The 26,524-nt window shown below is 73.1% G+C and carries 23 protein-coding genes and 2 pseudogenes; 8 read left to right on the top strand and 17 right to left on the bottom strand.

Annotation, left to right across the window (positions count from 1 at the left end):
- Positions 1 to 5: 5 nt before the first annotated feature.
- From ABZU53_RS09980 to ABZU53_RS09960, 5 genes are all read right to left on the bottom strand, one after another.
- A complete protein-coding gene (locus ABZU53_RS09980) occupies positions 6 to 1,280 on the bottom strand; it encodes an MFS transporter (protein ID WP_355065074.1) in 1,275 nt (424 codons plus the stop codon).
- Positions 1,281 to 1,409: 129 nt separating this feature from the next.
- Positions 1,410 to 1,568 (bottom strand): hypothetical protein, encoded by a 159-nt coding sequence (locus tag ABZU53_RS09975; protein ID WP_355065072.1) that lies wholly within the window; start codon positions 1,566 to 1,568, stop codon positions 1,410 to 1,412.
- Positions 1,569 to 1,656: 88 nt separating this feature from the next.
- Complete coding sequence (locus ABZU53_RS09970; protein ID WP_355065070.1) at positions 1,657 to 1,989, bottom strand: transcriptional regulator; 333 nt, start codon at positions 1,987 to 1,989, stop codon at positions 1,657 to 1,659.
- Complete coding sequence (locus tag ABZU53_RS09965) at positions 1,986 to 2,720, bottom strand: hypothetical protein (protein ID WP_355065068.1); 735 nt, start codon at positions 2,718 to 2,720, stop codon at positions 1,986 to 1,988. The genes ABZU53_RS09970 and ABZU53_RS09965 overlap by 4 nt, the downstream gene beginning before the upstream one ends.
- Positions 2,721 to 2,871: 151 nt before the next feature.
- Positions 2,872 to 5,205, bottom strand: coding sequence for a beta-L-arabinofuranosidase domain-containing protein (locus ABZU53_RS09960; RefSeq protein WP_355065066.1), 2,334 nt, complete (start codon positions 5,203 to 5,205; stop codon positions 2,872 to 2,874).
- A 322-nt stretch (positions 5,206 to 5,527) separates the two neighbouring features.
- On the opposite strand from ABZU53_RS09960, the gene ABZU53_RS09955 reads away from it, so the two are divergent.
- Positions 5,528 to 6,577, top strand: a complete 1,050-nt coding sequence (locus ABZU53_RS09955; RefSeq protein ID WP_355065064.1) for a S66 peptidase family protein — start codon at positions 5,528 to 5,530, stop codon at positions 6,575 to 6,577.
- Between the two features lie 65 nt (positions 6,578 to 6,642).
- On the opposite strand, the gene ABZU53_RS09950 is transcribed toward ABZU53_RS09955, so the two are convergent.
- From ABZU53_RS09950 to ABZU53_RS09925, 6 genes are all read right to left on the bottom strand, one after another.
- Entirely contained in the window at positions 6,643 to 8,382 is a 1,740-nt protein-coding gene (locus ABZU53_RS09950; RefSeq protein WP_355065315.1) for an IucA/IucC family siderophore biosynthesis protein, read from the bottom strand.
- Between the two features lie 101 nt (positions 8,383 to 8,483).
- The gene (locus tag ABZU53_RS09945; RefSeq protein WP_355065062.1) at positions 8,484 to 9,113 is read right to left on the bottom strand and encodes a GNAT family N-acetyltransferase; all 630 of its coding nucleotides are present in this window, start codon (positions 9,111 to 9,113) and stop codon (positions 8,484 to 8,486) included.
- Positions 9,110 to 10,387, bottom strand: a complete 1,278-nt coding sequence (locus ABZU53_RS09940; protein WP_355065060.1) for a SidA/IucD/PvdA family monooxygenase — start codon at positions 10,385 to 10,387, stop codon at positions 9,110 to 9,112. The genes ABZU53_RS09945 and ABZU53_RS09940 overlap by 4 nt, the downstream gene beginning before the upstream one ends.
- Positions 10,388 to 10,413: 26 nt before the next feature.
- Positions 10,414 to 11,952, bottom strand: a complete 1,539-nt coding sequence (locus ABZU53_RS09935) for an aspartate aminotransferase family protein (protein ID WP_355065313.1) — start codon at positions 11,950 to 11,952, stop codon at positions 10,414 to 10,416.
- A gap of 135 nt (positions 11,953 to 12,087) precedes the next feature.
- Entirely contained in the window at positions 12,088 to 12,945 is an 858-nt protein-coding gene (locus ABZU53_RS09930; protein WP_355065059.1) for a siderophore-interacting protein, read from the bottom strand.
- Between the two features lie 4 nt (positions 12,946 to 12,949).
- On the bottom strand, positions 12,950 to 13,984 hold the full coding sequence (locus ABZU53_RS09925; RefSeq protein WP_355065057.1) for an ABC transporter substrate-binding protein: 1,035 nt from the start codon (positions 13,982 to 13,984) through the stop codon (positions 12,950 to 12,952).
- 229 nt (positions 13,985 to 14,213) lie between these two features.
- Here ABZU53_RS09925 and ABZU53_RS09920 point away from each other — a divergent pair, with 229 nt between their 5' ends.
- The 5 genes from ABZU53_RS09920 to ABZU53_RS09900 are packed head-to-tail and all read left to right on the top strand — an operon-like array spanning position 14,214 to position 19,667.
- A complete protein-coding gene (locus ABZU53_RS09920) occupies positions 14,214 to 15,164 on the top strand; it encodes an iron chelate uptake ABC transporter family permease subunit (RefSeq protein WP_355065311.1) in 951 nt (316 codons plus the stop codon).
- Positions 15,165 to 15,213: 49 nt separating this feature from the next.
- Positions 15,214 to 16,242, top strand: a complete 1,029-nt coding sequence (locus ABZU53_RS09915; RefSeq protein ID WP_355065055.1) for an iron chelate uptake ABC transporter family permease subunit — start codon at positions 15,214 to 15,216, stop codon at positions 16,240 to 16,242.
- Positions 16,243 to 16,265: 23 nt separating this feature from the next.
- Complete coding sequence (locus tag ABZU53_RS09910) at positions 16,266 to 17,069, top strand: ABC transporter ATP-binding protein (protein WP_354856101.1); 804 nt, start codon at positions 16,266 to 16,268, stop codon at positions 17,067 to 17,069.
- Positions 17,066 to 19,120 carry a penicillin acylase family protein gene (locus ABZU53_RS09905; protein ID WP_355065053.1) on the top strand — a complete coding sequence of 685 codons (2,055 nt, stop codon included), beginning with the start codon at positions 17,066 to 17,068 and terminating at the stop codon, positions 19,118 to 19,120. Before ABZU53_RS09910 ends, ABZU53_RS09905 begins: the two co-directional genes overlap by 4 nt.
- Positions 19,110 to 19,667 carry a GNAT family N-acetyltransferase gene (locus ABZU53_RS09900; RefSeq protein WP_355065051.1) on the top strand — a complete coding sequence of 186 codons (558 nt, stop codon included), beginning with the start codon at positions 19,110 to 19,112 and terminating at the stop codon, positions 19,665 to 19,667. The genes ABZU53_RS09905 and ABZU53_RS09900 overlap by 11 nt, the downstream gene beginning before the upstream one ends.
- Before the next feature lie 52 nt (positions 19,668 to 19,719).
- Here ABZU53_RS09900 and ABZU53_RS09895 read toward each other — a convergent pair whose 3' ends face one another.
- The 4 genes and pseudogenes from ABZU53_RS09895 to ABZU53_RS09880 form a co-directional block, all read right to left on the bottom strand.
- Positions 19,720 to 20,328, bottom strand: a complete 609-nt coding sequence (locus ABZU53_RS09895) for a bifunctional 4-hydroxy-2-oxoglutarate aldolase/2-dehydro-3-deoxy-phosphogluconate aldolase (RefSeq protein WP_355065049.1) — start codon at positions 20,326 to 20,328, stop codon at positions 19,720 to 19,722.
- On the bottom strand, positions 20,325 to 21,062 hold the full coding sequence (locus ABZU53_RS09890; RefSeq protein ID WP_354856105.1) for an IclR family transcriptional regulator: 738 nt from the start codon (positions 21,060 to 21,062) through the stop codon (positions 20,325 to 20,327). The genes ABZU53_RS09895 and ABZU53_RS09890 overlap by 4 nt, the downstream gene beginning before the upstream one ends.
- A 3-nt stretch (positions 21,063 to 21,065) precedes the next feature.
- Positions 21,066 to 22,082: a sugar kinase gene (locus ABZU53_RS09885; protein WP_354856106.1), complete on the bottom strand. Its 1,017-nt coding sequence runs from the start codon at positions 22,080 to 22,082 to the stop codon at positions 21,066 to 21,068.
- Between the two features lie 95 nt (positions 22,083 to 22,177).
- Positions 22,178 to 22,720, bottom strand: a pseudogene (locus ABZU53_RS09880) (S1 family peptidase); the annotation flags it as partial.
- Between the two features lie 53 nt (positions 22,721 to 22,773).
- Here ABZU53_RS09880 and ABZU53_RS09875 point away from each other — a divergent pair.
- Positions 22,774 to 23,748, top strand: a pseudogene (locus tag ABZU53_RS09875) (low temperature requirement protein A); the annotation flags it as partial.
- Between the two features lie 134 nt (positions 23,749 to 23,882).
- On the opposite strand, the gene ABZU53_RS09870 reads toward ABZU53_RS09875, so the two are convergent.
- Entirely contained in the window at positions 23,883 to 24,455 is a 573-nt protein-coding gene (locus tag ABZU53_RS09870) for a nucleosidase (RefSeq protein WP_354856108.1), read from the bottom strand.
- Between the two features lie 190 nt (positions 24,456 to 24,645).
- Here ABZU53_RS09870 and ABZU53_RS09865 point away from each other — a divergent pair, with 190 nt between their 5' ends.
- Complete coding sequence (locus ABZU53_RS09865) at positions 24,646 to 25,077, top strand: Rieske (2Fe-2S) protein (RefSeq protein WP_354856109.1); 432 nt, start codon at positions 24,646 to 24,648, stop codon at positions 25,075 to 25,077.
- A gap of 18 nt (positions 25,078 to 25,095) precedes the next feature.
- Here the strand turns inward: ABZU53_RS09865 and ABZU53_RS09860 are convergent.
- The coding region (locus ABZU53_RS09860; protein WP_355065047.1) for a PQQ-binding-like beta-propeller repeat protein at positions 25,096 to 26,524 on the bottom strand (1,429 nt) is incomplete at its 5' end.

Genomic DNA, 26,524 nt, shown 5'->3' with positions numbered 1-26,524 from the left:
GGTGGTCAGCCGGCCTGACCCACCGGGACGGCCGGAGGCGACAGACGGGGCTGCGCGCCAGCTGTGCGGATCGGGGTGAACAGCCCGCCGACCGCGACCAGCAGGCAGCCCGCTCCGGCCACGAACGCGACAGCCGCGACGCCGTACCGGCCGGCGGTCCAGGTCAGGATGGCGGCGCCGGCCGGTCCGAGGGCGTAGTGCGTGCTCCAGAACGCCGAGGTGACCCGGCCGAGCAGATGGTCGGGGGTGATCTCCTGGCGCAGTGACATCGAGCAGATCCCACTGACGCTGAGACAGCACAGGTAGACGGCAGTCAGCGCGGTGACCGCCGGCACGCTCGTCGCCATGCCGGCGCCCGCCACCGCGAACCCGCAGACGGCGTGCGCCCCGATCCAGGTGACGCCGAAGCCGCGCCGACGACGCAGCGGGGCCACCAGCAGCGCCCCGGCGACCGTGCCCAGCGCCGCCAGGCCGAGCACCGTGCCGACCGTGCGCTCGGTGCCGCCGAGGTCGTGCGTCACGTGGTAGATCAGCACATCGGTGAAACCGTAGGTCAGGAAGATGAACACCGACAGCAGGACGGTCAGCGCGCGGAGCACGGGCTGTCGCCACAGGAACCGCGCCCCGGCCAGGAACTCGGCCAGCGGGCGCTCCCGGGGCACCGGCGCGACGTCGGCGGCCTGAGCCCGGCGCAGCCGGACCAGCCGCAGGCCGGCGGCCGAGAGCGCGAAGCTCGCCGCGTTGACGGCGATGGCGACCGCCGGGCCGAAGCGGGCCGACACCACACCGGCGAGCAGCGGCCCGAGAACCGCGGCCGCCGCGAACGTCGCCTGGAGCCGGCCGTTGGCCTCGGTGAGCCGGTCGGAGTCGACGAGGTTGCGCACCGCGGTCACCGCCGCGACCTGGAACAGCATGCCGGCCGCCTCGCAGATCGGCAGCACGACGAAGAGCAGCCAGACCTGCGGGCCCGCGAGCCAGGCCAGCGGCACCACGGCGTAGAGGACCAGACGGGCCAGGTCCGCGACGATCATCAGCGTACGGCGGTCGTACCGGTCGACCAGCACCCCGCCGAAGATCCCCGCGACCACGGACGCCGCGCCCGCGACGGCGGTGAGCAGGCCCATCTGCGCCACCGACCCGGTCGCCTGCAACACCAGCAGCGGCACCGCCAGGTAGGCGAACGCGTCACCGGCCGCGGAGAGCGACTGCGCGATCCAGTACGTGCCGAAGGAGCGGTCCCGCCACAGCGGAGCCCGCTGAGGGTTGGCAGCTCGGCTCATCCCGCCGAGGGTAGTGGCCCTCGTAGCGCCGTGCTGACCGTCACACCGGCGCCGCCCACCACGTCTGGTCGAACTCAGACGGCCCCGGGAAGGACTCCCGAGGCCGTCTTGAGGCGTACGCGAAGCGGGTCAGCCCTGGCGCAGCGGCGCGAGCGCGGCGCTCCAGGCCACGACCTGGTCGAGGGTCACGTTGAGCGCGTCCCGGTGGTGGTCGTTGGGCTTGAAGACCCTGAAGTTCTCGAAGTCGGTGAAGAGCGAGAGCGCGACCTGCGCGCGTACGTCGGCCATCTGCAGCTCACCGGCGATCAGGCGCAGGAGGTTCAGGCTGGCCGGCCGAGACGTCGATGGGGTTTGTCGACGTGATTCAGCCCGCTGGTCACCGGTCGGCGGCCGGCGCCGTCTCCGCCTGCTCGACCTGCTGGATGAGTTGCTTGAGGTGGGCGATCTCTACACGCAGGGCTGCCCGACCGGCAGCGGTGAGAGTCACCCAGGTGCGTGGGCGCTTGCCCTCGTAGCCCTTCTCGATCTGGATCAGCTCGGCCTTCTCCAAGACGGTCAGGTGCTGCCCAAGGTTGCCTGCGGTCAGCTGCAGGGTGGTGCGCAGAAAGCCGAACTCGACCTGGCGAGCCTGGTGCGCGATCGCCAGGATGCCCAGTCGGACGCGCTGGTGGACCACGTCGTCGAGGCCATTGGTGGGATGGTCGGTCATCGCCCCGGAACCTCGGTGCTCGGCCGGAACAGGGCGAAAGCGGCACTGCCGAGCAGCAGTAGCGCCGCCGGGACGAGCAGCTGAGGCAGGAAGAACCACTGCGAGGTCGCGTGGATGACCTGGCCGCCCTGCACCATCACGATCGCCAGGAAGGCGAGGCTGTACGCCAGCAGCGCCCAGTTGCGTTCGACCCACGCGAGCACCAGCAGCGCCAGCGCGATGACCGCGATGGGACTGGCCAGCCCGTTGACAAGCCATGCCGCCGGCCCGACCTCGATCGCGGCCGGGTCGGTGGAGAAGGGGTCGGCGGGGACGGGGATGAGCGGGTGGAACGTCAGCCAGATCGACACGGCCGTCATCAGCACGGCCAACGCGACGCCGACGACGACGTAGGGGCGGATCGGGGTGCCCACGCCACGCCGCCGGGACTGCCTGACGTAGAAGCCCGCGATCGCCGCGTAGGCGAGCACCAGCGCGACCGTCCAGTATCCGAGCTCGGTCGGGTTGGGCGCCATGCAGACCCTGTCCTGTGGGCGGGATCGGCAGGTGTCGAACAGGTCGAGGTAGGGGGCGTACCGGTAGACGGGTATCGCGACCAGGGTGACCACCGCGAGGACCAGCAGCGGAAACCAGGTGCCGCGCTGGGCGACATGGACCTGGCGTGTCAGGTCGCGCACGGCCGCCAACAGCTCGCGAGGGCCGTCGGCCTGCGGAGCGGATTCGTGTGTCATGAAGTTAGCTTTGCATTACAGACCTATCCGCGCAAGAGAGTACGGCAAGATCTCGCGACCGTGCCGAGACAGCACCAAGGGCGTGTGTCGAAGCCCTCGGTTCAGGATTTCGACACACGCCCCGGCCAGGCCGAGCCATCGACGTGACGGTCTAGGCGTTGGCCACCAGCCGCCAGCGGTTGTCCGCGCTGCCGTTGTCGGAGTCCTGTACGGCCTGCGCGCCACGCGCGGTGGACCCGTTGAGGATGCCGAGCAGCTTGCCGCTGTTGACGTTGCGGATCTTGTAGGTGCCGTCGCCGTTGTCCACCAGGGTCCACCGGTGGTCGGCGGTGCCGTTGTCGGCCCACTGCAGGACGCGGGCGTTGTCGGCGGTGGACATGTTCTCCACACCGAGGACCTTCCCGCTGTTGACGTTGCGGAACCGGACGGCGTTGCCGTCGGTCACCACCACCCAGTTGTGGTCGGCGGTGCCGCTGTCGTCCCACTGCAGAGCCAGCCCACCGTCGGCGGTGGACATGTTCTGGATGCCGAGCACCATCCCGCTGCCGACGTTGACCAGCCGGTGGCTGCCCCCACCGCTGCTGCCGCTGGTGTTCCAGTAGACGGTGTAGTTGAAGCCGTGGGCGTCCTGGAACGGCCCGAGGTTGACGGTGGACCCGTTCGCGGTGGCGGTGAACGCCAGCGAGCTGGTGCTGGTCCGGGCGATGGACGAGACGTTGAGTGCCGGCGGCGCGCTCAGCGTGGTGTTGCCGTAGTTGCCGCAGAGCACGCTCGGGCCGTAGGTGACGGCGGCGACGCTGGGGTTGTCGTTGGTCGGCTGCACGACGACACGCATCGGCAGACGCACGGTGATGGTGTCTCCGGCGGCCCAGGTACGCGTGACCGTGGCGTAGCTGCCGGGCGTCGTGGCGACGGACTGCGCCACACCGTTGACGCTGATCGTCGCGCCGCTGGTCCACGCCGGAATGCGGACGCGGACGCTCCACGAGCCGCTCATCGTGCCGCCGAGGGTGAGCGTGGTGGTGTCGCTGACCGGGTACGTGGTGCTCTGCGTGACCGTGATGCCCCGCTGCGACCAGGTCAGCTCCGAGGGCACGAACAGGTTCACGGTCAGCGTCGTGCCGCTGTAGAAGTAGATGGAGTCCATCAACTTCGTGTTGATCTCCACGCCGGTGCCCTGGCAGCACCAGAACGAGTTGTAGTCGGTGCTCCAGGTGCCGCCGCCCCACGCCGGGCCCACGCCCCGCCGGCCGCCCGGCTTCAGCGGGGTGAAGTAGGTGATGTGACCGTGGCTGTCGGCCGGGTTCTGCGCGCCGATCAGGTGGTTGATCGTGGCGCGCTCGTAGTAGTCGAAGTAGTCGGTGCGGTTCGGGTCGAGCAGCCACAGCTCCCGCGTCAGCTTGAGCATGTTGTAGGTGTTGCACTGCTCGCAGGTGTCGTTGGTGAGGTACCCGGCGATCGCGTTGGGCGCCCGGAAGTGCTCGGCCTGGCTGTTGCCGCCGATGACGTAGGAGTGCGCGCCGACGGTGATGTTCCACGCGTTGCTGGCGATGTCCCGGTAGCGGGTCGTCCCGGTGGCCTTGAACTCGCGGGCGGCGCCGACCCACTTGGGCACCTGCGTGTTGGCGTGCAGTCCGTTGAGCTGGTCCTGGTTGGAGGCCAGGGGGTTGAACACGGCGGCGTGGTCGAACCGCTGGGCGGTGGTGAGCCACCGGGTGTCACCGGTCTGCTGGTAGATGTCGGTCAGCACCTCGTTCATGCCACCGAACTCGGTGCCGAGCATCGACTGCATCTGGCTGGAGCTGAGCCGGGACGTGCGGGTGTCGACCCAGCCGGCGAGGGCCAGCAGCACCGTACGGGCCTGGGTGTTGCCGGTGTAGCGCCAGACGTCGAGCAGACCGGCGAGCGTCTTGTGGATGCAGTAGTAGGGCACGTTGCCGTTGGACAGCGTCCGTGCCTCGAGCGCGGTGAAGTCGGACTCCGGGAAACCGGAGAGGTATCCCGACCCGAACCCGGCCGCGCCGTTGTTCGCCTGGCACTTGGCCATCTCGGCGACCATGTAGTTCGCCTTGTCCCGGCAGGTGGTGTCGCCCAGCACCGCGTACGCCTGGGCCCACGCGGTCAGGAAGTGCCCCTGCATGTGGGTCCGGAACGGGAAGTTCGGCGCGTCCCAGCCGCCGTTGGTGGCGGCGCCGTTGGTGGAGAGCCGGTGGTTGGCGCGGAAGTTGTAGAGCATCCGGTCGACGTCGACGACGCGCAGGTAGTTCAGGGTGCGGGTCTGGTTGTCCAGCCAGCGGCCGGCGGTCAGTCGCACCTGACCGAACTCGAAGGGGTAGGCACCGACGCCGATGTCCGACCGCGCTGGCGGGACCACGGCAGCGGCGGCGGGGCCCGCGCCGAGCGTCGTGGCTCCGGTCGCGGAGAGCACGGCGGTGGCGCCGGCCGCCTGCAGCACGCGGCGTCGGCTGAGGGGCAGGGACGACATGGGACCTCCAGATGAGCGCTACCGGCGACGGGGCGACAACCGGGCGGGACGGGCTCGGTGGGATGCAGGGGTCCGAACGTTAGCGTTCACATCCGTGTCCGGCATGTTACGGCCCACCGACCCACGAATTCAAGATGGTAACTGTATTCGTACGTCGTACACCTGTGCACGAGCTTGGAGAACCGGCGCGGTGAAGGGGATGCGGTATGCCCTGCCACCTCGTGTTATCGATAACACCGAAGGAATACTGCAAGATCGGTCCCGGGTAGGCGCACCCCAAAAAGGGATGCGCGCCGACGGGCGCCGCTGGTTGAATCTCGGGATGAAGCATGATCTTGTGCGTCCCCCGAAGGCACGACCGGGTGACCACATCGCGGTCCTGTCGCCGTCCTTCGCCGCGGCCGGCGCCTATCCCGAGATCCACGAGCAGGCCATGCGGCGGCTCGCCGACCTGACCGGCCTCGTCCCGGTCGAGTACCCGAGCACCCGCACGGTCGGCGCGAGCGCGCAGGCGCGCGCGGCGGACATCAACGCCGCCTTCGCCGATCCCCGGGTACGCGCGATCCTCGCCGTCGTCGGAGGCGAGGACCAGATCACGGTCATCCCCCACCTGGACGCCGACCTCGCCCGCGCCGACCCGAAGCCCTTCCTGGGCACCAGCGACAACACCAACCTGCACCAGTGGCTCTGGGGGCTCGGCATCGGGAGCTTCTACGGCGGGTCCTCCCAGGTGCACCTCGGCCCCGGGCCCGCCGTGGACGACATCCACGCCCGGTCGCTGCGGGCCGCGCTCCGCACCGGCGAGCGGTTGGAGATCACCGATCCGGGCGAGTCCGAGGACATCGGGGTCGACTGGGCCGACCCACGGGCGTTGCAGTCGTTCGGAGAACGCGAACCGACGGCGCCGTGGAGCTGGTACGGGCCGCGCCGCACGGTCACCGGCCCCAGCTGGGGTGGGTGTCTGGAAGTCCTCCAGTGGACCCTCACGGCGGGACGCTTCCCGTTTCCTCCGGAGGTTCTGCGCGGCGGCGTGCTGATCATCGAGACGTCGGAGAAGCTCCTTCCCGCCCGCGAGGTCGGTTGGATCGTGCGGTCGCTGGGTGAACGCGGTCTTCTCGACGCCGTCGACGCGGTCCTGGTCGCCCGTCCGCCGGTCTCCGACCACACCCGCCGACCCGCCGCCGAGGAGAGGGCGCGCCTACGCGAGCAGCAGCGCGACACGGTCGTCGACGTGGTGAACCGCTACAACCCGGAGGCGGTCGTCTGCGTCGGCGTCCCGTTCGGCCACACCAAGCCGCAGTGGATCCTCCCCCACGGCGGCCCGATCACCGTCGACGGTGTGGAACGTCGGATCTTCGCCGACTATCGCTGAGGTATGCCGCGTCCGCGTCCCGGCCGGCGGACGGACTCTCGGAGCCTGCCGGGACGCGGACGGCGTCAGCGGGCCGGAGCGTGGGCGGCCAGCGGATTCGTGAGGGTGCCGACGAACTGCAGGGCGGCCGACGGGTCGGCCAGGTCGATCATCTGCTGGTTGTCGCGCAACTGGAGGCGGTTGAGGCAGGACAATGCGAACTCGGGGGCGAACAGGTCGTAGTGGCGGACCCGCTCGGCCAGGTGCGGCACCCGCTCGAAGTAGTCGGCGGCGCAGGCCGCGACCGTGCCCCAGAAGGCGTCCTCGGTGAGCACGTCGGCCTCGACGAGCACCGCGTTGAGGTGGCGCAGGAAGCAGTCGACCACGTCGGTGAAGATGGTCAGCAGCTTGGTGTCGTCGGGCACCTCGACCCGGATCCGCTGCACCTCCGCCGGCAGCTCGACGTCGGCGCTCAGCACCGCGATCTCCTCGGCGATGTCCTTGAAGATCACCCGCTGGACGGTGTCGTGCTCGTCGAGGACCAGGATGACGTTCTCGCCGTGCGGCATGAAGGCCAGGTCATGGGCGTAGAAGCTGTGCAGCAGCGGGGTCAGGTAGGCGTCCAGGTAGCGGCGCAGCCACACCTCGGGCGCCAGGCCGGACCGGTCGATCAGGGCCGCCGCCAGTGAGCCGCCGTCGTCGTCGACGTGCAGCAGCGCGGCCATCGTGGACAGTCGCTGCCCCGGGGCCAGGCCGGGCACCGGGCTCTCCCGCCACAGCGCGGCCAGCATCTTGCGGTACGGGGAGGTGCGCTCGGTGGCCGCCTCGTACTGCCGGTGCCGGTAGCCGACCGCGGCCCGCTCCCGGATGACGGTCAGCCCGGTGCCGGTCAACACCTCGTCGCCGGCGATCAGGTCGGCCAGCCAGTCGTTGATGGCCGGGGTCGCGGCCATGTACGCGGCCGACAGCCCCCGCATGAAGCCCATGTTCAGCACCGACAGAGCGGTCTTGACGTAGTGCCGGCCCGGCTCGGTGACGTTGAAGAAGGTCCGGATGGACTGCTGCGCGAGGTACGAGTCCGGCCCGGGACCCAGGTGCACCAGCCGACGCTGGGCCAGCTCCCCCGCGAACGTGACGGCCAGCTTGTTCCACCACTGCCACGGGTGCGCCGGGATGAGGTGGTAGTCGGCGAGGTCCAGGCCGAGGTCGGCCATCGTGGCGGCGAAATGGGCCCGGGTCTCGGCGTCCAGCTCGCCGGAGATGAGCGTGTCGTAGTCCAGGTCGGTGGCGCTGCTGAACATCGAGTGGTCCCGGTGCGCGGCCAGCCACTCCAGGCGTACGGGGGTGGCGGCCTCGGGGGCGTACCGGTGGTACTCGTCGACGCCGAAGCCGAGCCGGCCGTTGTTGGCCACGAAGCAGGGGTGGCCCTCGGTCATCGACGTCTCGATGGTCTGGAAGTCCGCCCCGGCCAGCTCGGCGGCGCTCGGCAGGGACTGGGCCAGCTTGTACGCGGTACCGGCGAGGGTGGAGGTGATCTCCTCCAGGTAGACCGGGAGCACCCGCGCGGACAGCCCGAGGGTGCCGCGCAGCTCGACGATCAGGTCCACGGCGTCCGGCGGCAGCGCGACGCCGTCCCGGTGCCGGGTGATGCTGTCGGCGTCGACCTGCCAGTGGGCCAGGGCGAGCACCCGGGCGACGAACCGGTACGTGACGGCGCCGTCGTCGCTGCGGACCTCGTACCACTGCCGGTCGTCGGGGCCGGGCACGGGCGCCGGGGTGAGCAGCCGTTCGTGGGTGAACTCGGCGAGCGCCTTGCGGACCAGCATCCGGTTGGCCCGCGCCCAGCGCTGCGGGGTGAGGTGCGCGACCGGGTCGCCGGGGGCGGCCTGGCCGGCGACGGTCGGCGGGGTGGGGACGGCGGTGGTGGTCACGCCGGGGCTCCTTCGGTTCGGGTGGCGGCAGCGGACTCGGCGGCGGCGGTGTGTCCGGCTTGCTCGGCGTGCTCGGCGGCGGCCTCGAACTGGGCGCGGGTGCAGACGCTGAGCAGCGCGTCCTTCTCCGGCTTGGCGATCGGGCCGACGACCTCGAAGCCGACTGCGGCGTTCAGCGCGTGCACGGCGGTGTTGCGCACGTCCGGCTCGACCACCACCCGCCGGGTCGCCGGGTCGGCGAAGAGCCACGCCATGACGGTACGGATCACCGCGCGGGTGAAACCGTGCACGGGAGCGCCGGCGGGCGCGCACAGGAAGTGCATGCCCACGTCACCGGGCTGGTGGTCGTAGAGGCCGACCAGTTCGACGCGGGCCGGGTCGTAGCGCTCGGCCAGGAAGGCGGGTTCCCCCCGCCACAGGCCGAGGTACGCGTCGTGGTGCGGGTGCGCGGCGATGCGCCGGTACTCCTCGATCACCTGTGCCTCGTCGGCGTCCTGCATCAGCCAGAACGCCGCCTTCGGGTGGGTCACCCAGCCGTGCAGCAGCGCGGCGTCGGCCTCCGGATCGAGAGTACGCAGGGCGAACGCGCCGAGCCGGTCGTCGACGCGGGTGAAGACCACGCTCACGAGGTCACCCCGAACTCCTGGAAGGTGATGCTCTTCTCGATCGGGTAGTGCTCCCGGCCGAGCAGCTCACGGATGATCCAGGAGTTGCGGTACGCGCCCATGCCCAGATCCGGCGAGGTGATGCTGTGCGTGTGGGTGCCCGCGTTCTGCAGGAAGATGCCCCGCCCGCTGTGGTCGATGCTGTAGTTGCGGGCCACGTCGAAGCGGCCGTGCGCGTCCCAGCGGATCCGTTCGCGCACCGGGGCCAGGAACTCCGGCACCCGGTAGTGGTAGCCCGTGGCCAGCACGAGCCCCTCGGTGCGCAGGGTGAAGTCCCGCTCCTGCTCCACGTGCCGCAACCCGAGCGTGTACTCCCCGTCGCGGTGCGCGGCGTCGACCAGTTCGGTGTTGGTCAGCAGCCGGGTGCGCGCCGGCCCGTCGACGCTGTGCGCGTAGAGCAGGTCGAAGATGTCGTTGATCAGGTCGGCGTTGATTCCCTTGAACAGTCCCTTCTGCTTGGCCTCGAGCCGGTAGCGGGTCGTCTCGGGCAGCGCGTGGAAGTAGTCCACGTAGTCCGGTGAGGTCATCTCCAGCGTCAGCTTGGTGTATTCGAGCGGGAAGAACCGGGGCGAGCGGGTGACCCAGTTCAGCTGGTAGCCGTACCGGTCGAGGTCGCCGAGCAGATCGTGGTAGATCTCGGCGGCGCTCTGCCCGCTGCCCACCACCGTGATGCTGCGCTTGGTGCGCAGCGCGTCCCGGTGCTCCAGGTAGCGCGAGTTGTGCACGGCGTCCCCGCTCAGCCCGGCGACGGCTGCCGGCAGGTGCGGCGGAGTGCCGGTGCCGAGCACCAGGTGCCGGGCCCGGTAGGTGACGCTCTCGGACCCGCCGGTGGTGGCCCGGACCACGTACCGCTCGTCGGCGCTGTCGTACTCCACTGTGGTCACCGTCTGGCCGAAGCGCAGGTTCGGCAGCTTCGCCGCCGCCCACCGGCAGTACGCGTCGTACTCGCTGCGCAGCGGGTAGAAGCTCTCCCGGATGTAGAACGGGTAGAGCCGGCCGATCTCCTTGAGGTAGTTGAGGAACGAGTACGGCGAGGTCGGGTCGGCGAGGCTCACCAGGTCGGCGATGAACGGGGTCTGCAACCGGGCCGACTCCAGCAGCATGCCGGGGTGCCAGGCGAGGCTCGGCCGGGCCTCCAGGAACACCCCGTCCAGCTTGTCGATCGGCGCGGTGAGGCAGGCCAGACCCAGGTTGTACGGGCCGAGCCCGATGGCGACGAAGTCGTGGGTGGACATCTTCTTCTCCAGGCGCGGATTCGGGGTCAGCCGACGGGGCAGGTCAGGTCGGCGGCGGTGTTGTCGCGCACGTACCGGCCGGCGTGGCCGGCGATCAGTTCGAGCACGTGGCCGACGTCGTCGCCGGTCGTGGCCGGGTTGAGCAGCGTGAACTTGAGGAAGTGCCGGCCGTCCACCCGGGTGCCGGCGACCACGGCGAGGCCGGAGGCGGCCAACGCCTCCCGGGCGTACAGGTTGGCGGCGTCGGCCAGCTCGCGACCCGGGCCGGTGGGCAGGTAGCGGAAGACCACGGTGCTCAACTGCGAGCGGGTCACCACCTCGAAACGCGGGTCCTCGCTGACGAGCTGCCAGGCCTCGGCCGCCCGGTCGACCACCTCGTCGAAGAGCGCGCCGAGCGCGTCCGGGCCCATCACCCGCAGGGTCAGCCAGAGCTTCAGCGCGTCGAACCGGCGGGTGGTCTGCAGGCTCTTGTCGACCTGGTTGGGGATCTGCTGCTGCACCATCCGCGCCGGGTTGAGGTAGTCGGCGTGGTACGTGGCGTGCCGCAGTGCCCGCCGGTCGCGGACCAGCAGGGCGCTGGAGCTGACCGGCTGGAAGAACGACTTGTGGTAGTCGACGGTCACCGAGTCGGCCCGCTCGATGCCGTCGAGCAGGTGCCGGCGCGTCGGCGAGACGAGCAGCCCGCAGCCGTACGCGGCGTCGACGTGCAGCCAGACGCCCGTTGCCGCGCAGATCCCGGCCAGCTCCGCGAGCGGGTCGATGGAGCCGAAGTCCGTGGTGCCGGCGGTGCCGACGACCGCCATCACGACCAGTCCGGCCTGCCGGCACCGGGTGATCTCGTCGCGGACGGCGGCGGGCCGGATCCGCCGCTGCGCGTCGGTGGGCACCGCGATCACCGCGTCCGGGGCGAGGCCGAGGAGCTTGGCGGACTTCTGCACGCTGAAGTGCCCGGCGGCGGACGTGAGCACGCGCAGCCGGGGCAGCAGCTCCATGCGGGCCGCCGGGGTGGTCGCCGCGGCGCACGCCTCCTCCCGGGCCAGCAGCAGCGCCTGGAGGTTGGACTGGCTGCCCCCGCTGGTGAACACGCCATCGGCGTCCGGGCCGAGGCCGACCCGGGCGGCGGTCCAGTCGATCAGTCGACGCTCGATGAGCGTGGCGCCGGCGCTCTGGTCCCAGGTGTCCAGAGAGGAGTTCACCGCGCTCAGCACCGCCTCGCCGAGCAGCGCCGGGATGACCACCGGGCAGTTGAGGTGGGCCAGGTAGCGGGGGTGGTGGAACCAGACGGCGTCGCGCAGGTAGACGTCCTCCAGCTCGTCCAGGGCCGCGCCGGCGTCGCCCAGGGGCCGGTCCAGGTCGACGGTGTTCACGAGGGGGGCCAGCTCGGCCGGAGCGACGCCGGTGGCGGGCCGGTCCACCGTGGCGACCCGGCGGGCGACCCGGTCGACACCGTCGGCGATCGCCCGCCGGTACTGCTCGACCGAGCCGCCGTGCAGCAGCTGCGCCCGCGCCGCGGGCAACGCGCTTGTCGACACCGGTGGTGGAGCGGCCTGCGCGCCGGTCGGCACGGGCGGGTCGGTCTCGACGGGGTACGTCGGCACGGTCACGGGAGGTCCTCCACGTTCTCGACGATGGGCAGCCGGAACCCTCCCCCGGCGCGTCCGCGCGCCGGGGGCCGTGCTGCGGGTGTGGTGGGTCGCTACTCAGGCGGTGGCGCCGGCCAGCGCCGCGGCGCGCAGGTCCTCCTCGGACAGCCCGCGCCGCCAGTAGCCGGCGAAGGTCACCCGTCGACGGTCGAAGCCGCGCTCGCCGACCAGGTGCCGGCGCAGCGCCCGCACCACGCCGGACTCGCCGGCGATCCAGGCGTACGGGTTACCGGCGGGCAGCCGGGCGGCGCGGAGCGCGCTGACCAGCAGGTCACTGCCGGGTGTGGTGCTGCCGCGCACGATCCAGCGGATCTCCGCGGCGGCCTCGGTGGGCAGCTCGGTGATGTCCGCGGCGTCCGGGACCTCGATCCAGGCGCGGACCCGGGTGCCGGCGGGCAGCCAGGCCAGGATTCCGGCGGTGGCCGGCAGCGCGGTCTCGTCGGCGACCAGCACCACGAGGTCGGTGTCGTCCGGCGGGCGGAAGCAGACGCTGCGGTTGTCGTACACCGCCGGGCCGAGCAGCAGCACCCGGTCGCCGAGCCCCGCCAGGCTGGCCCACCGCGAGGCGGGACCGGTGCCCCCGTGGCCGACGAAGTCGATGTCCACCTCGCCGGCCGCCGGGCGGTGCTCCCGGATGGTGTACGAGCGCATGACCGCGCGGACGTCCGGCGCAAGGGCCCGCCAGGCGCCGAACCAGTCCTCGCCCCGCTCGACCGGGACGACCGGGGCGTCCTGCCCGGGGTGCGGCAGGAACAGCGAGACGCTCTGGTCCCGGCCGCCGCCGGCGAAGTCGGTCAGCTCCGCGCCGCCGAAGGTGACCCGGATCAGCGAGGCGCCGACCCGCCGGGCCCGCAGGACGTGCGCGGCGAAGAAGCGGTACTGCAGGGCGACGGGTTCGCGGGTGCTGGTGCTCATGGCGTCAGCTGACCTTCTTCGCGTTCCGGATGGCGGTGGCGAGGTTCTCCAGCAGCGGCGCGGCGCCGGCGTACGAGAAGCGGGGCACCGCGTCCCACGGGGTCACCTGGTTGGCCCGCACGGCGGGCAGCTGCTGCCAGGTCGGCTTGGCGGTGAGGTCCTTGGGCTGCAGGGCGGTGCTGCGGTTGTCCAGCAGGATCAGGTCGGCGGGGAACTTGCCGGCGTTCTCCCAGCTGAGCGCCTCGAAGTAGTCGCCGGCCTCGAGCTTGGTGGGCACCACGATGTCGACGCCCAGCTCGGCGAAGTACATGAGGTCGGTGCTGACCTTGGGGTTGGAGACGTAGAACAGGTCGGGGCTGCCGGAGCAGGCCATCACCTTGATGCCCGGGTTGGCCTTGACGGCCTGTCGGACGGCGTCGGCGGCGGCGTCGAAGCGGGTCTTCGCGTCGGTGACCTTCTTGGCCGAGAGGTCCGCGCCGAGCGACTGGGCCAGCGCGGCGTACCGCTCGATGGGCTTGGTCATCGGCACCCGGGCGGTGGTGATCGCCACGCTGGGCGCGAGCGGCAGGATCTTGTCCTTGCTCTCGTCCGGCACGTACCAGAGGGCGTCCGGGTCGTACATGTGGGTGACGAGCAGTTCGGGGCGCAGGGCCGCGTACTTCTCCAGGCTGAACTCGCCCCACACGTTGCCGAGGATCTCGACGCCCTCGAGGTTCAGGTCGCCCGCCTGCGGGTCGGCCGTGCCGTCGGCGCGCTTGGTCTCCCCGAACACGCCGACGAGCTGCTTGTCGAGACCGAAATCGACCAGTGCTGCCGCCACTCCGGTGAAGGCCACCACGCGCGCCGGGCGGGCCGCCGCCTCGATCTTCTTGTTGCGGTCGTCGGTGAATGACCAGGGGCCACCGGCATTTCCGCTGCCAGCGGGCTTGGCGGCATCGTCCTTGCCGCAGCCGGCGAGCAGCGCGGCCAGCGTGGCGGCGCCGCCAGCGGCCAGCAGGCCACGACGAGAGAGGCGACGGGCGGACAGTGCATCGGGCATGGTGTCGTCTTTCGATCAGGGGAAGGTCGGGGTCGACCGGGACAGCGGAGTTAGGTTAGCCTAACCTCGGTCGTTGTCAACAGCGGTTCGCCGTGTCGCCACACCCCCGGAGCCCACACTGGACGCCACACCCACCGTCACCACGCTGGCACCCTCCGCGCCGGCCGGGTCGACGGCCCCTCCCCCGCAGCGACACCGGGCGGCCCGCGCCGCCGGCCTGCTCGGCGCGGTGGCGCTGCTCGGCGTGATCCTGGTGCTCAGCATCGCGGTCGGCGCGAAGTCGTTGCCGCTCGCCGACGTCTGGTCCGGGTTGCTGCACCGCGACGCCGCCGAGTACGCGGTGGTGCACCGGATGCGCCTGCCCCGCACCCTGCTCGGGCTGCTCGCCGGCACGGCGCTCGGAGTGGCCGGCGCCGTGATGCAGGCCCTCACCCGCAACCCCCTCGCCGACCCCGGGCTGCTCGGCATCAACGCGGGCGCGTCCGCCGCCGTGGCCACCGCCGCCGCCTTCCTGGGCGTCACCGCCATCGGCGGGTACGTCTGGTTCGCGCTGCTCGGCGCCGCGCTGGTCACCGCGCTGGTCTACGCCGTGGGCGGCGGGCGCGGCGCCACCCCGGCCCGCCTCGCGCTGGCCGGCGCGGCGCTCAACGCCACCCTGTACTCGTTCGTGAGCGCGGTCATGCTGCTGGACACCGCCTCGCTGGACCGGCTGCGCTTCTGGACGGTCGGCTCGCTGGCCAGCGCGGACTCCGCGACCGTGACCCGGGTGGCGCCGTTCATCCTGGTGGGCCTGCTGGTCGCGCTCGGCGCCGCCCGTCCGCTGAACGCCCTCGCGCTCGGCGACGACGCGGCCCGGGCCCTGGGCGCCCGCCCGGCCCTGATCCGCGCCGCCGTGATCGTCGCGGTCACCCTGCTCTGCGGCGCGGCCACCGCGGCCTGCGGCCCGATCGTCTTCGTCGGCCTGCTGGTGCCCCACCTGGTACGCGCGCTGACCGGGCCCGACCTGCGCTGGCTGCTGCCGTACTGCGCGGTGCTCGCGCCGGTGCTGCTGCTCGGCGCCGACGTGCTGGGCCGGGTGCTCGGCCGACCCGGTGAACTCCAGGTCGGCATGGTCACCGCCGTGCTGGGCGGCCCGCTCTTCCTCTGGCTGGTCACCCGGGGACGGGTGGCGCACCCGTGAACGAACGAACCAGCAGCTGCGCCAGCGCGCAGCGAAGCGGAGCGGTGACGTGACGGTTCTGCGTACCCCCGGTGGGTTGTCGGTGCGGTTCCGCCCCCGCGCCCTGGCCGTCGGCGTCGGCGCGGCGGTGCTCGCCGCCGGCCTCGGTCTGGTCGCGATGGGCAGCGGCGACTACCCGATGGGCCCGGCCGACGTGCTGCGCACCCTGACCGGCGGCGGCAGCGCGGCGGAGCAGTTCATCGTGACCGAGCTGCGACTGCCCCGACTGGTCACCGCCCTGCTGGTCGGCGCCGCGCTGGCGCTGGGCGGCACGGTGTTCCAGTCGCTGGTCCGCAACCCGCTGGGCAGCCCGGACATCCTCGGCTTCACCCAGGGCGCGTCGACCGGCGCGCTGGTGGTGGTCGTCCTGGGCGGCGGCAGCCTGGCCCTGGCCGGCGCCGCGGTCGTCGGCGGGCTCGCCACCGGCCTGCTGATCTACGCGCTCGCCTGGCGGCGGGGCGTGCACGGCTACCGGCTCGTCCTGGTCGGCATCGGCGTCGCCGCGATCCTCACCGGCGTCAACGGCTATTTGCTGACCCGGGCCCCACTGATGGACGCCGCCCGTGCGGTGCTCTGGCTCACCGGCAGCCTGGACGGGCGGGGCTGGGCCAACGCCGGGCCGCTGCTCGCCGTCACCGCCGTGCTGGCGCCGCTGCTGCTCGTCGCCTGCGCCCCGGCGCTGCGGATGATGGAGCTGGGCGACGACACGGCCAACGCGCTCGGCGTGCCGGTCCGCCGGCTGCGCCTGGTGCTGCTCGCCGCGGCCGTGCTGCTGGTCTCGTTCGCGGCGGCCGCCGCCGGCCCGGTGTCGTTCGTGGCGCTCGTCGCGCCGCACGTGGCCAAGCGGCTGACCCGGGCGCCCGGCCCCAACCTGCTGCCGTCGATGGCCCTCGGCTCGGCCCTGCTGGTCGGCGCCGACCTGCTGGCCCAGCGCGCGTTCACCGGGCACCAACTGCCGGTCGGCGTGGTGACCGGAGTGCTCGGCGGCGGCTACCTGGTCTGGCTGTTGGCCGTCGAACGCCGGGCGGGCCGGCTGTGAACACCCCTTCCGAAGGAGCCCTCATGACGTCCCGCCTCGGCGGCACCGCGCTGACCCTCGCCTACGACCGGCGCACCATCTCCGAGGACCTGACCGTGGCGGTGCCCGACCGGTCGTTCACGGTGATCATCGGGCCGAACGCGTGCGGCAAGTCGACAGTGCTGCGCGCGCTGTCGCGGATGCTGCGCCCGAGCGCCGGCGCGGTGCTGCTGGACGGTCGGGACATCCACGACCTGCCCGCCCGCACGGTGGCCCGCACCCTCGGCCTGCTGCCGCAGTCGTCGATCGCGCCGGACGGGATCGGCGTCGCCGAACTGGTCGCCCGGGGTCGCTACCCCCACCAGGGTCTGCTGCGGCAGTGGTCCCGCGAGGACGAGCGGATCGTCGACGAGTCGATGGCCGCCACCGGGGTCGCCGACCTCGCCGACCGGCCGGTGGACGAGCTGTCCGGCGGCCAGCGCCAGCGCGTCTGGATCGCCATGGCGCTGGCCCAGCAGACGCCGTTGCTGCTGCTCGACGAGCCGACCACGTACCTCGACATCGCCCACCAGATCGACATCCTGGACCTGTGCGCCCGGCTGCACGAGGAGCAGGGCCGCACGCTGGTCGCGGTGCTGCACGACCTCAACCACGCCGCCCGGTACGCCACCCATCTCATCGCGATGCGCGACGGGAAGGTGGTGGCCGCCGGCGACCCCCGCGAGGTGGTCACCGCCGATCTGGTCGCCGACGTGTTCGGGCTGCCCTGCCGGGTCATCGACGACCCGGAGACGGGCACCCCGCTGGTCGTCCCCGCCGCCCGCCGGCGCGCGACCGAGCCGGCATGAGCGCGCGGCGCTTCCGCGACCCGTGGGGCGTGCCGCACGTACGCGCCGACGACCCGCTGGCCCTCGCGGCGGCGCAGGGTCGGGTGACCGCGTACGACCGGGCGTGGCAGATCGAGGTGGAACGGCACCGGTCGGCGGGCACCAGCGCGGCGTTCCTCGGCGTCGACGCGCTCGCCTGGGACCGCTTCGCCCGCCAGGTACGGCTGGACGACACCGCCCGTCGTTGCCACGCCAACCTGGACGAGGCGACCGCCGAGTGGGTGGGCGCGTACGTGGACGGGGTGAACGCCGGCCTCGCCGCCGGGGCGGCCCGGTCACCGGAGTTCGCCGCCGTCGGGCTGACGCCGGGCCGGTGGGAGCCGTGGACGCCGCTCGCGGTGTGGCTGGGGCACCACATCCTGTTCGCGGGGTTCCCCGGCAAGCTCTGGCGCGAGCACGTCGCACAGTGCCTCGGCCCGGCGGCGGTCGAGGTGTTCGCCACCGACGGGCCGGCCGTCGCCGGCAGCAACGGGTGGCTGCTCGCCGGTTCCCGCACCGCCACCGGCGCCGCGCTGCTCGCCGGCGACCCGCACCGGTTTCTGGAGGACCCGGGCGTCTACCAGCAGATCCGGCTGGCCTGCCCGGAGTACGACGTGGTCGGCCTGGCCGTGCCCGGTGTGCCGGGCATCGCGCACTTCGGCCACACCGGAACGGTGGCGTGGGCGATCACCAACGCGATGGCCGACTACCAGGACGTCTACGCCGAGCGGCTGCGCCGGCACGGCACGGGGGTGCGGGCGCTCGGCCCGGACGGCTGGCGCGAGGCGCACGTCCACGTCGAGACGATCGAGGTGGCCGGCGCGGACCCGGTCCGGGTGGAGGTGGTGGAGACCGAGCGGGGGCCGGTGATCGCCGGCGGACCGGACGACGAGACGGCGGTGAGCCTGCGCTACCCGCCCCGGGTCCGCGGCGAGCTGGGCTTCGCGGCGCTACCGGAGCTGCTGCGCGCCCGTGGCGTGTCCGATGTGGACGAGGCTCTGCGGCACTGGGTGGAGCCGGTCAACGTGGTGCAGGCGGCGGACACCGCCGGCGGGCTGCTGCACCGGGTCGCCGGGGTGGTGCCGCTGCGGCATCCGGACAACGGCCGCCGGGTGGTCCCGGCCTCAGACGCCGCGTACGCCTGGCGCGGCTGGCACGCGTCGATGCCCCGCGCCGAGGTGACCGGCCGGGCGGTGATGGCCAACGAGCGGGGGCTGGCGGCGCCGCTCGGCGTCGAGTTCGCCCCACCGCACCGCGCGCGCCGGATCACCGAACTGCTCGACGCCGGCCGGGACTGGACGGCCGCGCAGATGGCCGCCGTGCACACCGACACGCGCCTCGGCTCGGCCGGGCCGCTGCTGGCGGTGCTCGACGGACTGACCGGGCTCGGCCCCGCCGCCGCCGCGCTGCGCGACCGGCTGCTGCGCTGGGACCGCCGGATGAGCGCCGACAGCACCGACGCGGCGGACTTCGCCGTCCTGCGGGCCGCTGTCGTCCGCCGGATCGCCGCCCATCCGGCCCTGGCCGCGCTGGCCGAGCCGCCCGCGTACCCCGAGGTGTTCGCGCCCTGGTTGGCGCTGACGCCGCGGGTCGGCTACGCGCTGGAGCACCTGCTCGCCGGCAGGTCGCTGCCCGGCGTCGACGCGCCGGCGGTGGTACGCGCGGCGGCGGAGGAGGTCGCCGGTGCGGCGGCCGGCCCGGTGCGCTGGGGTGACCTGCACCGGTTGGCGGCCTGGCGGGCGCTGCCCGACCCGGACGCCGCGCCCGGTCCCCGGCTCGACGGCGACCACGACTGTGTGCTGGCCACCTCCAGCGTGCCCGGGGTCACTCACGGGTGCTTCCGGGGGCCGGCCGCGCGGTTCGTCTGGGACCTGGCCCGCCGCCAGGACAGCCGGTGGGTGGTCCCGCTGGGCGCCAGCGGCGTGCCCGGCGACCCGCACCACGACGACCAGCAGCCCGCGTGGCTGGCCGGCGAGCTGCTGCCGGTGACCACGGACTGGCACCACCTCACCGAGGAGCCCGATGAGCACTGACGGTCAGCACTACCGGCGCGACGTCACCGGGTTCGGGGTGGTCACCATCCGCCCGGTGCGCCCGGACGAGGACGCCGACCTGCTGCACGGCTGGGTCACGACCGAGCGGGCCCGGTTCTGGGGGATGCGCGAGGCCAGCCGCGAGCGGGTGCACGAGATCTACGCGTACCTGGATTCGCTGACCACGCACCACGCGTACCTGGCACACCGCGACGGGGTGCCGGCCGCGCTGGTGCAGACGTACGACCCGGGGGCCGATCCGGTCGGCGGGTGCTACGAGGTGCGCCCCGGCGACATCGGCCTCCACCTGCTCATCGGGCCCCCGGTGAGCGCCGAGCGGGGATTCACCGGCGCGCTGTTCGGCGCGATCCTGGAGTTCGTCTTCGCCGACCCGGGGCGGCTGCGGGTCGTGATGGAGCCGGACGCCCGCAACGACCGGATGCTGCGGCGGCTGCGGCGCAGCGGGTTCCGGGCCGGTCCGTTGATCGAGCTGCCGGAGAAGCAGGCGCGGCTGCACTTCCTCGACCGGCCCGAGGGCACCGGCTGAGCCGGTCGAGCCCGCGACGCGCCGGCCGCCGGAACCCCTCCCCGGGGGCGCGTCAGCGTGGGTGGTTTGTCAGCTTGGCCAGTTGGTCCAGCTGGGTGGGGTCGGAGAGGGCTGAGCCGACGGCTGCCACCCGTACGCCCGCGTCGAGGAACGCGGCGGCGTTGCCCGCGTCCAGGCCGCCCGTGGCGACGAAGCGCAGCTGCGGCAGGGGGCCGGCCATGGCCCGGAACCAGGCTGGCCCGAGGGAGATCGCGGGGAACGCCTTGAGCCAGGTCAGGCCGTGCCGCAGCGCCTGCTGCGCCTCGGTGGGAGTGGCGACGCCGGGCAGGTGCGGCAGGCCGCGCGCGGCGGCGGCGTCGGCGATCGCGAGGTCCAGACCGGGCGCGACGGTGAAGGCGGCGCCCGCGTCGGCCGCCGCCGCGACCTGATCGACATCGAGCACGGTGCCGGCGCCGACGATCCGGTCCCGCGCCGCGCCCGCCTCGACTGCGGCGCGCAGGGCGGGCACCGCGTCGGGGGTGGCCACCGGCACCTCCACCACGACGATGCCGAGGTCCCAGGCGCGCTCGGCGAGCCGGACGGTCTCGGCGACCGGCAGGCCGCGCAGGATCGCCATCACCCGGGCGCCGCCGAAGATGTGCTCGAAGTCCGCTGTGGTCATGGTCCACTCCATCCGAGGTCACGGGAGATCTGCTGGGTGGTGCCCAGCAGACGGGGTAGCAGGAGGCGCAGGTCGGCGAGGGTGGCCACCACCGTCGGAGCGGTCACCGACACCGCCGCGCTGACCGACCCGTCGGCGTGGCGCACCGGCGCGGCCACACAGGTGATCAGCGGCTCGAACTCGCCGTCGTCGGCCGCCCAGCCCCGCTCGGCGACGGCCGCCAGCTCCGCGCGCAGCGCGGCCGGGTCGCAGATGGTGGCCGGGGTGTACGCCCGCAGCGCGGCGCCCTCGACCAGCCGGGTCAGCTGCGGGCGGTACGCGAGGACCACCTTGCCGACCCCGCTGGCGTGCAGCGGCGCGGTGCGGCCGATCCGGGAGTACATCCGCACCTGACCACGGGCCTCGATCTTGTCCACGTAGACGAGGTCGTCGTCGACCAGCTGTGCCAGGTGGATGGTGTGCCCGCAGTCGCGGCCGAGCGCCGCCAGGTGTGGACGGGCCACCGCGCGCACGTCCAGGGAGTCCAGTGCCTGCTGCGCGAGGTCGATCAGTCGCAGGCCCACCGTCCAGCCGCCGTCGGTGCGGCGGGCGAAGCCACCCGACTCGAGGGTCTGCAACAGTCGCAGCGCGGTGGACTTGTGCACGCCCAGGTCGGCGGCCACACCACCGAGCTGCGCGGGCTCGCGTGCCAGCAGTTCCAGCACGCGCATCGCCCGGTCGACGCCCTCGGACACCCCTCAGCCCTCCGCTCGTACGACGGTCAGGTCGGGTGGTGACCAGGGCGCGTCGAGCAGCCGCTGAAACCAGGACCACGGTGGCAGTGGCGCGTTGTCGCCGGGGCTGCCCAGCGCCTGCGCGGCGACGAGGTGGCCGAGGCGCAGGCGCCGCGTCGGGTCGAGGTCGCGCAGCAGCCCGGCCAGGTAGCCGGCGGCGAACGCGTCTCCGGCGCCGACCGGCTCCACCACCGACACGCGGGGCGCCGGGACGACGACCGGTGCGGCGTCGCGGCACAGGGCGGTGGCGCACACCGCGCCGTCCTTGACGACCACTGTCCGCGGGCCGGGCAGCAGCCGGCGTACCGCCGCCGCGTCGGCGGTGCCCCAGAGGGCGTACGCCTCGTCCTGGCCGACGAAGACCAGGTCGCTGCGGTCGGCGAGGTCACGCAGCACCGGCGCGGCCCGCTCGGCGGGCCAGAGCCGCGCCCGGTGGTTGACGTCGAAGCTGACCAGCGCGCCCGGCAGCGGCCGGTCGGTCACCGCGTGCTCGACCAGCGCCCGGCAGGAGGCGGAGAGCGCCGGGGTGATCCCGGACAGGTGCAGCACCCGCGCGCCGGCCAGCCGTGGGTCGGCCAACGCTCCGGGGTCCATCCGGGACGCGGCCGAGCCCGCCCGGTAGTAGTGCACGGCGGTGGCCGTCGGGCCCGGATCCTTGAGGTAGAGGCCGGTCGGGGCGGCCGGGTCCACACCCACCAGGTCGACGCGGACGCCGGCGTCGGCGACGTGCCGGACGACTGCCCGGCCGAAGGGGTCGTCGCCGACCCGGCTCACCCAGGTCGCCCGGTGGTCGAGGCGGGCCAGGTAACCGGCCACGTTGGACTCCGCGCCGCCGACCGAGACGGCGACCTGCTCGGCGTGCTCCAGCGGCTCGCCCGGCGGTGGGCACAGCACGACCATGGTCTCCCCCACCGTGACCACCTCGGCCGGCGGGGAGCCGGCCGGGGCGGCCGCGTGGTCGGGTCGGGGCTTGCTCGACATGGCGGCACACGTCCTCGGGGAGGGGGTCCGGGGCGTCGCCGAGCCTAGGCGCGTTGTGCCAGACGAGCAACCTGTTGCGCTCAGCGCAACGGATGTCAGGGCAGGGTCAGTCCGTACGCGGCCAGCACCTCGGCGATCGGCTGGTAGTAGGTCGTGCCGCCGGAGGTGCAGTTGCCGCTGCCTCCGGAGAGGATGCCGATGATGGTGCCGGTGGACGCCACGTACAGCGGTCCGCCGCTGTCTCCCGGCTCGGCGCAGATGTTGGTGCGAATCAGGCCGTAGATCACGCCGGTGGCGTAGTTGACGGTCTGGTTGAGACCGGTGACGGTGCCGCAGCGGACGCCGGTCGTGACGCCGCTGCGGCAGACCGCCTGCCCGACGTACGCGTTGCCGGGGCCGTTGATGGTGAGCAGCCCGGGGTAGGTGTAGACGGCGCTCGGGTGGGCGATCCGGCCGGTGTAGCGGATCAGCCCGTAGTCGTCGCCGGGATAGCTGGTGGCGGTGCGGGTGCCGAGGGCGGTGGTCTGCGCGCTGTCGGCGTACCAGGTGGCGGCGGCGGTGGTGCGGTGGCCGGCCGTGATCACGTAGTAGGTGCTGCCGCTGCGCGCGTTCGCGCCGAGCGAGCAGCGCGTACCGCCGGCCCGCGCCGACGCCGCCGATAATCCTCGCAAGACACGGCGGGAGGCCGGGCATGACCACCGGAGGCACCGGGGCGCTGGTACGCCGGCTGGACGGGTCGACCCGGGCCACCCTGCTGGAGCTGCTCTTCGACGTGGTCTTCGTGGCCGCGCTCGCGCAGACCTCGAAGCTCCTCGCCGACCAGGAATCCTGGGCCCGCAGCGCGGCCGTGTTGCTGATGCTGACGGCGATCTGGTGGACCTGGTCGGTCACCACCACCACGACCGAGTTCTACGACCCGCAGCAGCGCCCCATCCAGGCCATCCTGATGATCGCCATGGTCGGGTCGGTGGGGATGGCGGCGTCACTGCCGATGGTCACCAGAGGGCAGGCCACGGCCTTCGCGCTCGCCTACGTCGGCACCCACGTGGTGCGTGGCATCGTCCTGGTCAGCACGTTGTACCGGCAGCAGCACCACGCGGCCATGGCGCGAGCCACCCGGTTCCTGTTCTGGTTCCTGGTCTCCGGCGTCCTCTGGATCATCGGCGCGCTGGCCGACACCGCGTGGTGGTGGATCTGGATCATCGCGATCGCGATCGACCTGATGTCCGCGGCGGCGCGGTACCCCACACCCCGGCTCGGGCGGGTGCCGCTCGACCAGTACGACCGGACCACGGCGCACCTGGGCGAGCGGTACCAGCAGTTCGTCATCCTGGCCCTCGACGACATCATCCTGGTGCCCACCCTGGAAGTCAGTCGCAGCGAATTCGACCGCCTCCGAGTCACCGCCCTGCTCTGCGCGTTCGCCATCATGCTGCTGCTCTGGCAGATCTACGTCCACCGAGCCGGCGAGTTGCTCGAGACCGCGGCCGCGTCGGTGCCCGGCAGGTCCACCCGGATCGCTCCGTACAGCCATCTGGTGCTGCTGGTCGGCGTGGCCGTCACGGCGGCCTCCTTCGACCTGGTCGTGGAGCGACCGACCGGACCGACCCCGGTGCGGTGGCTGATGCTGATCATCGGCGGGCCGCTGGTGTTCGTGCTCGGCCGGGGGCTGGCCACCGGTGCTGGTCACCGCGGTCGTGGCCCTCACGCTGGCCGGGCACGTCCTGGTCCCCCACCACGGCAACCAGGAAACCACCCGAGGGCTCCAACCACGAGGGCCCGCCGGATGACAGTCGACGGTCAGGCGAGGTGCCGACCGGCCCAGTCGGCGAGGTCCCGGGCGCAGGCGTCCACCGACTCCCGCCACGTCCGGGCAGCGCCGTCGCCCGCCTCGTCGCTGACCTGCTTGATCAACCGGCAGGGCACACCGGCCTGGGCGGCGGCCCACGCCACCGCGTACCCCTCCATGTCGACCAGGTCGGCGCGCTGGGCCAACCGGTCCCGCGCGTCGTCGTCGGCCACGAACGTGTCGCCGGTGGCCAGCACCGCCCCCTCGGCGGCCAAGGCCAGCGGCGCCCCGTAGGTCTCGCCGGTGAGCGTGCGCAGCAGGGCCGTGTCCAGGTCGTGTTGGAGCACGGTGGCGACCTCGTGGATGCCCGCCCACCCGGGGCGCAGCGCCCCGGCCGTGCCGAGGTTGAGCAGCAGGCTGGGGCGCGGCCCGGCGGCCAGCACCGCCGCGACCGCGCTGGCGGCGTTGACCTTGCCCATGCCGGTGAGCAGCACCGGCAGGTCGGGTGGCAGGTAGCGGGCCTCCTCCCCGACGGCGAGCACCACCAGCGGACGATCGGCGCGGACCGTACCCCGAAGAATCACCGCAGCATCCTAGGGGCCGTCGTCGACCGGCCCGCTGTGCACCCAGTCACCATCCAGGTTCGTCTCACCGCACGTCCAGGCACGTGCGGCAGGCTGGTCCCGCGACCATCGGGCCCACCCGAGCACACCGCCGCCGATCACCGGCGACGCCGCCGGGGGGTCCGGGCCGTCGACGAAAGAGGTGACGAGGGTGTACGACGGACAGGAGTTCCTCCGCGACAAGCGGTGGTGCCTGAGCAGGCGGACGCTGCTGACCGGAGCCGGCGCCCTCGGCGCGGCGGGGCTGCTGAGCGCCTGCGGTGGCGGCGACAGCTCCGCCGACCAGGCGGCCGCCACCCCCGGCACCGTGCTGGCCCGCACCGGCGACGTGCCGGTCGGCGGCGGCACGGTGGTCGACGGGGTCCTGGTCGTCCAGGCCGAGGCCGGCACCTTCACCGCGTACGACGCGACCTGCCCCCACCAGGGCGTACGGGTCGGCGCACCGCGCGACGGAGTGATCACCTGCCCGGCGCACAACTCCACGTTCGCGATCGGCGACGGCGCCCGCCTGGGCGGGCCCGCCAGCCGGGGGCTCACCGAGATCCCCGTGCGGGTCGACGGCACCGACATCGTCCGCGCCTGACCGCTGCCCGGCCGGCGGTCAGTCGTCGGTGAACCGGTACACCACGAAATCCTTGTCCGCGCCGCACGCGATCACCCGCGTGTTCCACGAGCAGGACGCGCTGCGGACGTCGACGAGCTGGCCCAACTCGTCGACGGCGCCCGACTCGGCCCACACGCCGGCCACGCTGCGGTTGTCCGCCACCGTGCTGGTCGGCTCGGCGAAGACGAGCAGGTTGCCGGCGTCCAGTCGGGCCGCTACGCCGGGGCGGTCGGCCAGCACCGCCTTGCCGGTGGCGTCGAAGAGGGTGACCGTCGCTTTCGGGTACTCCCGCTGGATGAGCACCTGCTCGCCGACCGGCACCAGACCGGTCGCGCCCGGCGCCGACCAGGAGATCGCCGACTTCCCCTCGGTCGCCGCCACCACCTCGGCGCGCTCGGCGTCGCTGTTGCGCACCTGCACCAGGCAGGCCCGCCGCTCGCCGCAGGCCACCAGCGCCTTCGGCCGGTACTCCGCGTTCTCGGCCCGGTAGAGGACCACCGGCGCCGCGTCGGAACCCAGGTCGTACGCCAGCACCTGGTACCCGCCGTCGGTGGGGGCCACGTAGAGGCGGTCCTCGTGCGCCACCACCAGGTCGTCGAGGTCGGCGACGTTGCCCCACTCGCGCAGAACCGAGCCGGAGGACATGTCGAGCAGCCGCGCCGAGCGGTCCGCCCCGACCTGCACGAGTCGTCGCCCCTTGCCCGTCCACGGGTCGCGGGCGCCGCCGTCGAGGTACGCCGGCCCACCCGCCGCCTCGTCGGTGCCCACCGGCCGGACGACGGTACGCGCGCCGCCGTACTGGTCACGCGGGTTGGGCTTGCTCCACTTGTCGGTGCCGTCGCCCAGCCGCAGGCCGACCAGCCGCCCGGCGGCCCGGTCCACCAGCACGGCGGTGTCGTCGGAGAAGTAGACGTCGTCGTCGCCGCGGACCGCCCGGTGCCAGCGCTGGGCGCCGGAGCGGCCGTCCAGGACGGCCAGTTCACGCGGTGTGCTCTCGCCCGGCGCGTCGGCGAGGACCGCGACCGCCCCCGGTACGGCGACCAGGCCGGCCCAGTCGTCGGCGGTGACGCCGGTCTGCCGTCGCCACAGCTCGTCGCCGGTGCCGGTGTCGACGGCGACCACCTCCAGCCGGTCGTCCGGCAGCGGGTACCCGAGGTAGGCCCGGTCGCCGAGCACCGCGGTCCACATGCCGCTGGGCCGTTCGGCGCCGGCCGGCAGCCTCGACAGCTCGCCCAGCGATCCGAACTCCAGGTCCGGGTAGCGGTCCCGCAGCAGGTAGAGCGTCGCCGCGGTGGCCACCCCGGCCAGGGCGAGCACCGCGCCGAGCACCACCCAACGGGCCCGCCGCCCGGCGGTACGACCTGGCGGCGCCGGGTCAGCGTGGCGACGACGAACGGCAGGTCCATGCCGCAGACCTCCTTGGGGT

The organism is Micromonospora sp. NPDC005194, from assembly GCF_040608335.1.
Taxonomy (GTDB): domain Bacteria; phylum Actinomycetota; class Actinomycetes; order Mycobacteriales; family Micromonosporaceae; genus Micromonospora.
The sequence above is the reverse complement of the archived record's forward strand: the minus strand, read 5'-3'. Positions and strand labels throughout refer to the sequence as shown.

Excerpts from the sequence above, each read along its gene's own strand:
- ABZU53_RS09895 (WP_355065049.1), bottom strand. The coding sequence starts at position 20,328 with ATGACCACAGCGGACTTCGAGCACATCTTCGGCGGCGCCCGGGTGATG.
- ABZU53_RS09965 (WP_355065068.1), bottom strand. The coding sequence starts at position 2,720 with ATGACACACGAATCCGCTCCGCAGGCCGACGGCCCTCGCGAGCTGTTG.
- ABZU53_RS09955 (WP_355065064.1), top strand. The coding sequence starts at position 5,528 with ATGAAGCATGATCTTGTGCGTCCCCCGAAGGCACGACCGGGTGACCAC.
- ABZU53_RS09885 (WP_354856106.1), bottom strand. The coding sequence starts at position 22,082 with ATGTCGAGCAAGCCCCGACCCGACCACGCGGCCGCCCCGGCCGGCTCC.
- ABZU53_RS09960 (WP_355065066.1), bottom strand. The coding sequence starts at position 5,205 with ATGTCGTCCCTGCCCCTCAGCCGACGCCGCGTGCTGCAGGCGGCCGGC.
- ABZU53_RS09940 (WP_355065060.1), bottom strand. The coding sequence starts at position 10,387 with ATGTCCACCCACGACTTCGTCGCCATCGGGCTCGGCCCGTACAACCTG.
- ABZU53_RS09975 (WP_355065072.1), bottom strand. The coding sequence starts at position 1,568 with ATGGCCGACGTACGCGCGCAGGTCGCGCTCTCGCTCTTCACCGACTTC.
- ABZU53_RS09980 (WP_355065074.1), bottom strand. The coding sequence starts at position 1,280 with ATGAGCCGAGCTGCCAACCCTCAGCGGGCTCCGCTGTGGCGGGACCGC.
- ABZU53_RS09930 (WP_355065059.1), bottom strand. The coding sequence starts at position 12,945 with ATGAGCACCAGCACCCGCGAACCCGTCGCCCTGCAGTACCGCTTCTTC.
- ABZU53_RS09910 (WP_354856101.1), top strand. The coding sequence starts at position 16,266 with ATGACGTCCCGCCTCGGCGGCACCGCGCTGACCCTCGCCTACGACCGG.
- ABZU53_RS09950 (WP_355065315.1), bottom strand. The coding sequence starts at position 8,382 with ATGCTGGTCCGCAAGGCGCTCGCCGAGTTCACCCACGAACGGCTGCTC.
- ABZU53_RS09900 (WP_355065051.1), top strand. The coding sequence starts at position 19,110 with ATGAGCACTGACGGTCAGCACTACCGGCGCGACGTCACCGGGTTCGGG.
- ABZU53_RS09905 (WP_355065053.1), top strand. The coding sequence starts at position 17,066 with ATGAGCGCGCGGCGCTTCCGCGACCCGTGGGGCGTGCCGCACGTACGC.
- ABZU53_RS09970 (WP_355065070.1), bottom strand. The coding sequence starts at position 1,989 with ATGACCGACCATCCCACCAATGGCCTCGACGACGTGGTCCACCAGCGC.
- ABZU53_RS09925 (WP_355065057.1), bottom strand. The coding sequence starts at position 13,984 with ATGCCCGATGCACTGTCCGCCCGTCGCCTCTCTCGTCGTGGCCTGCTG.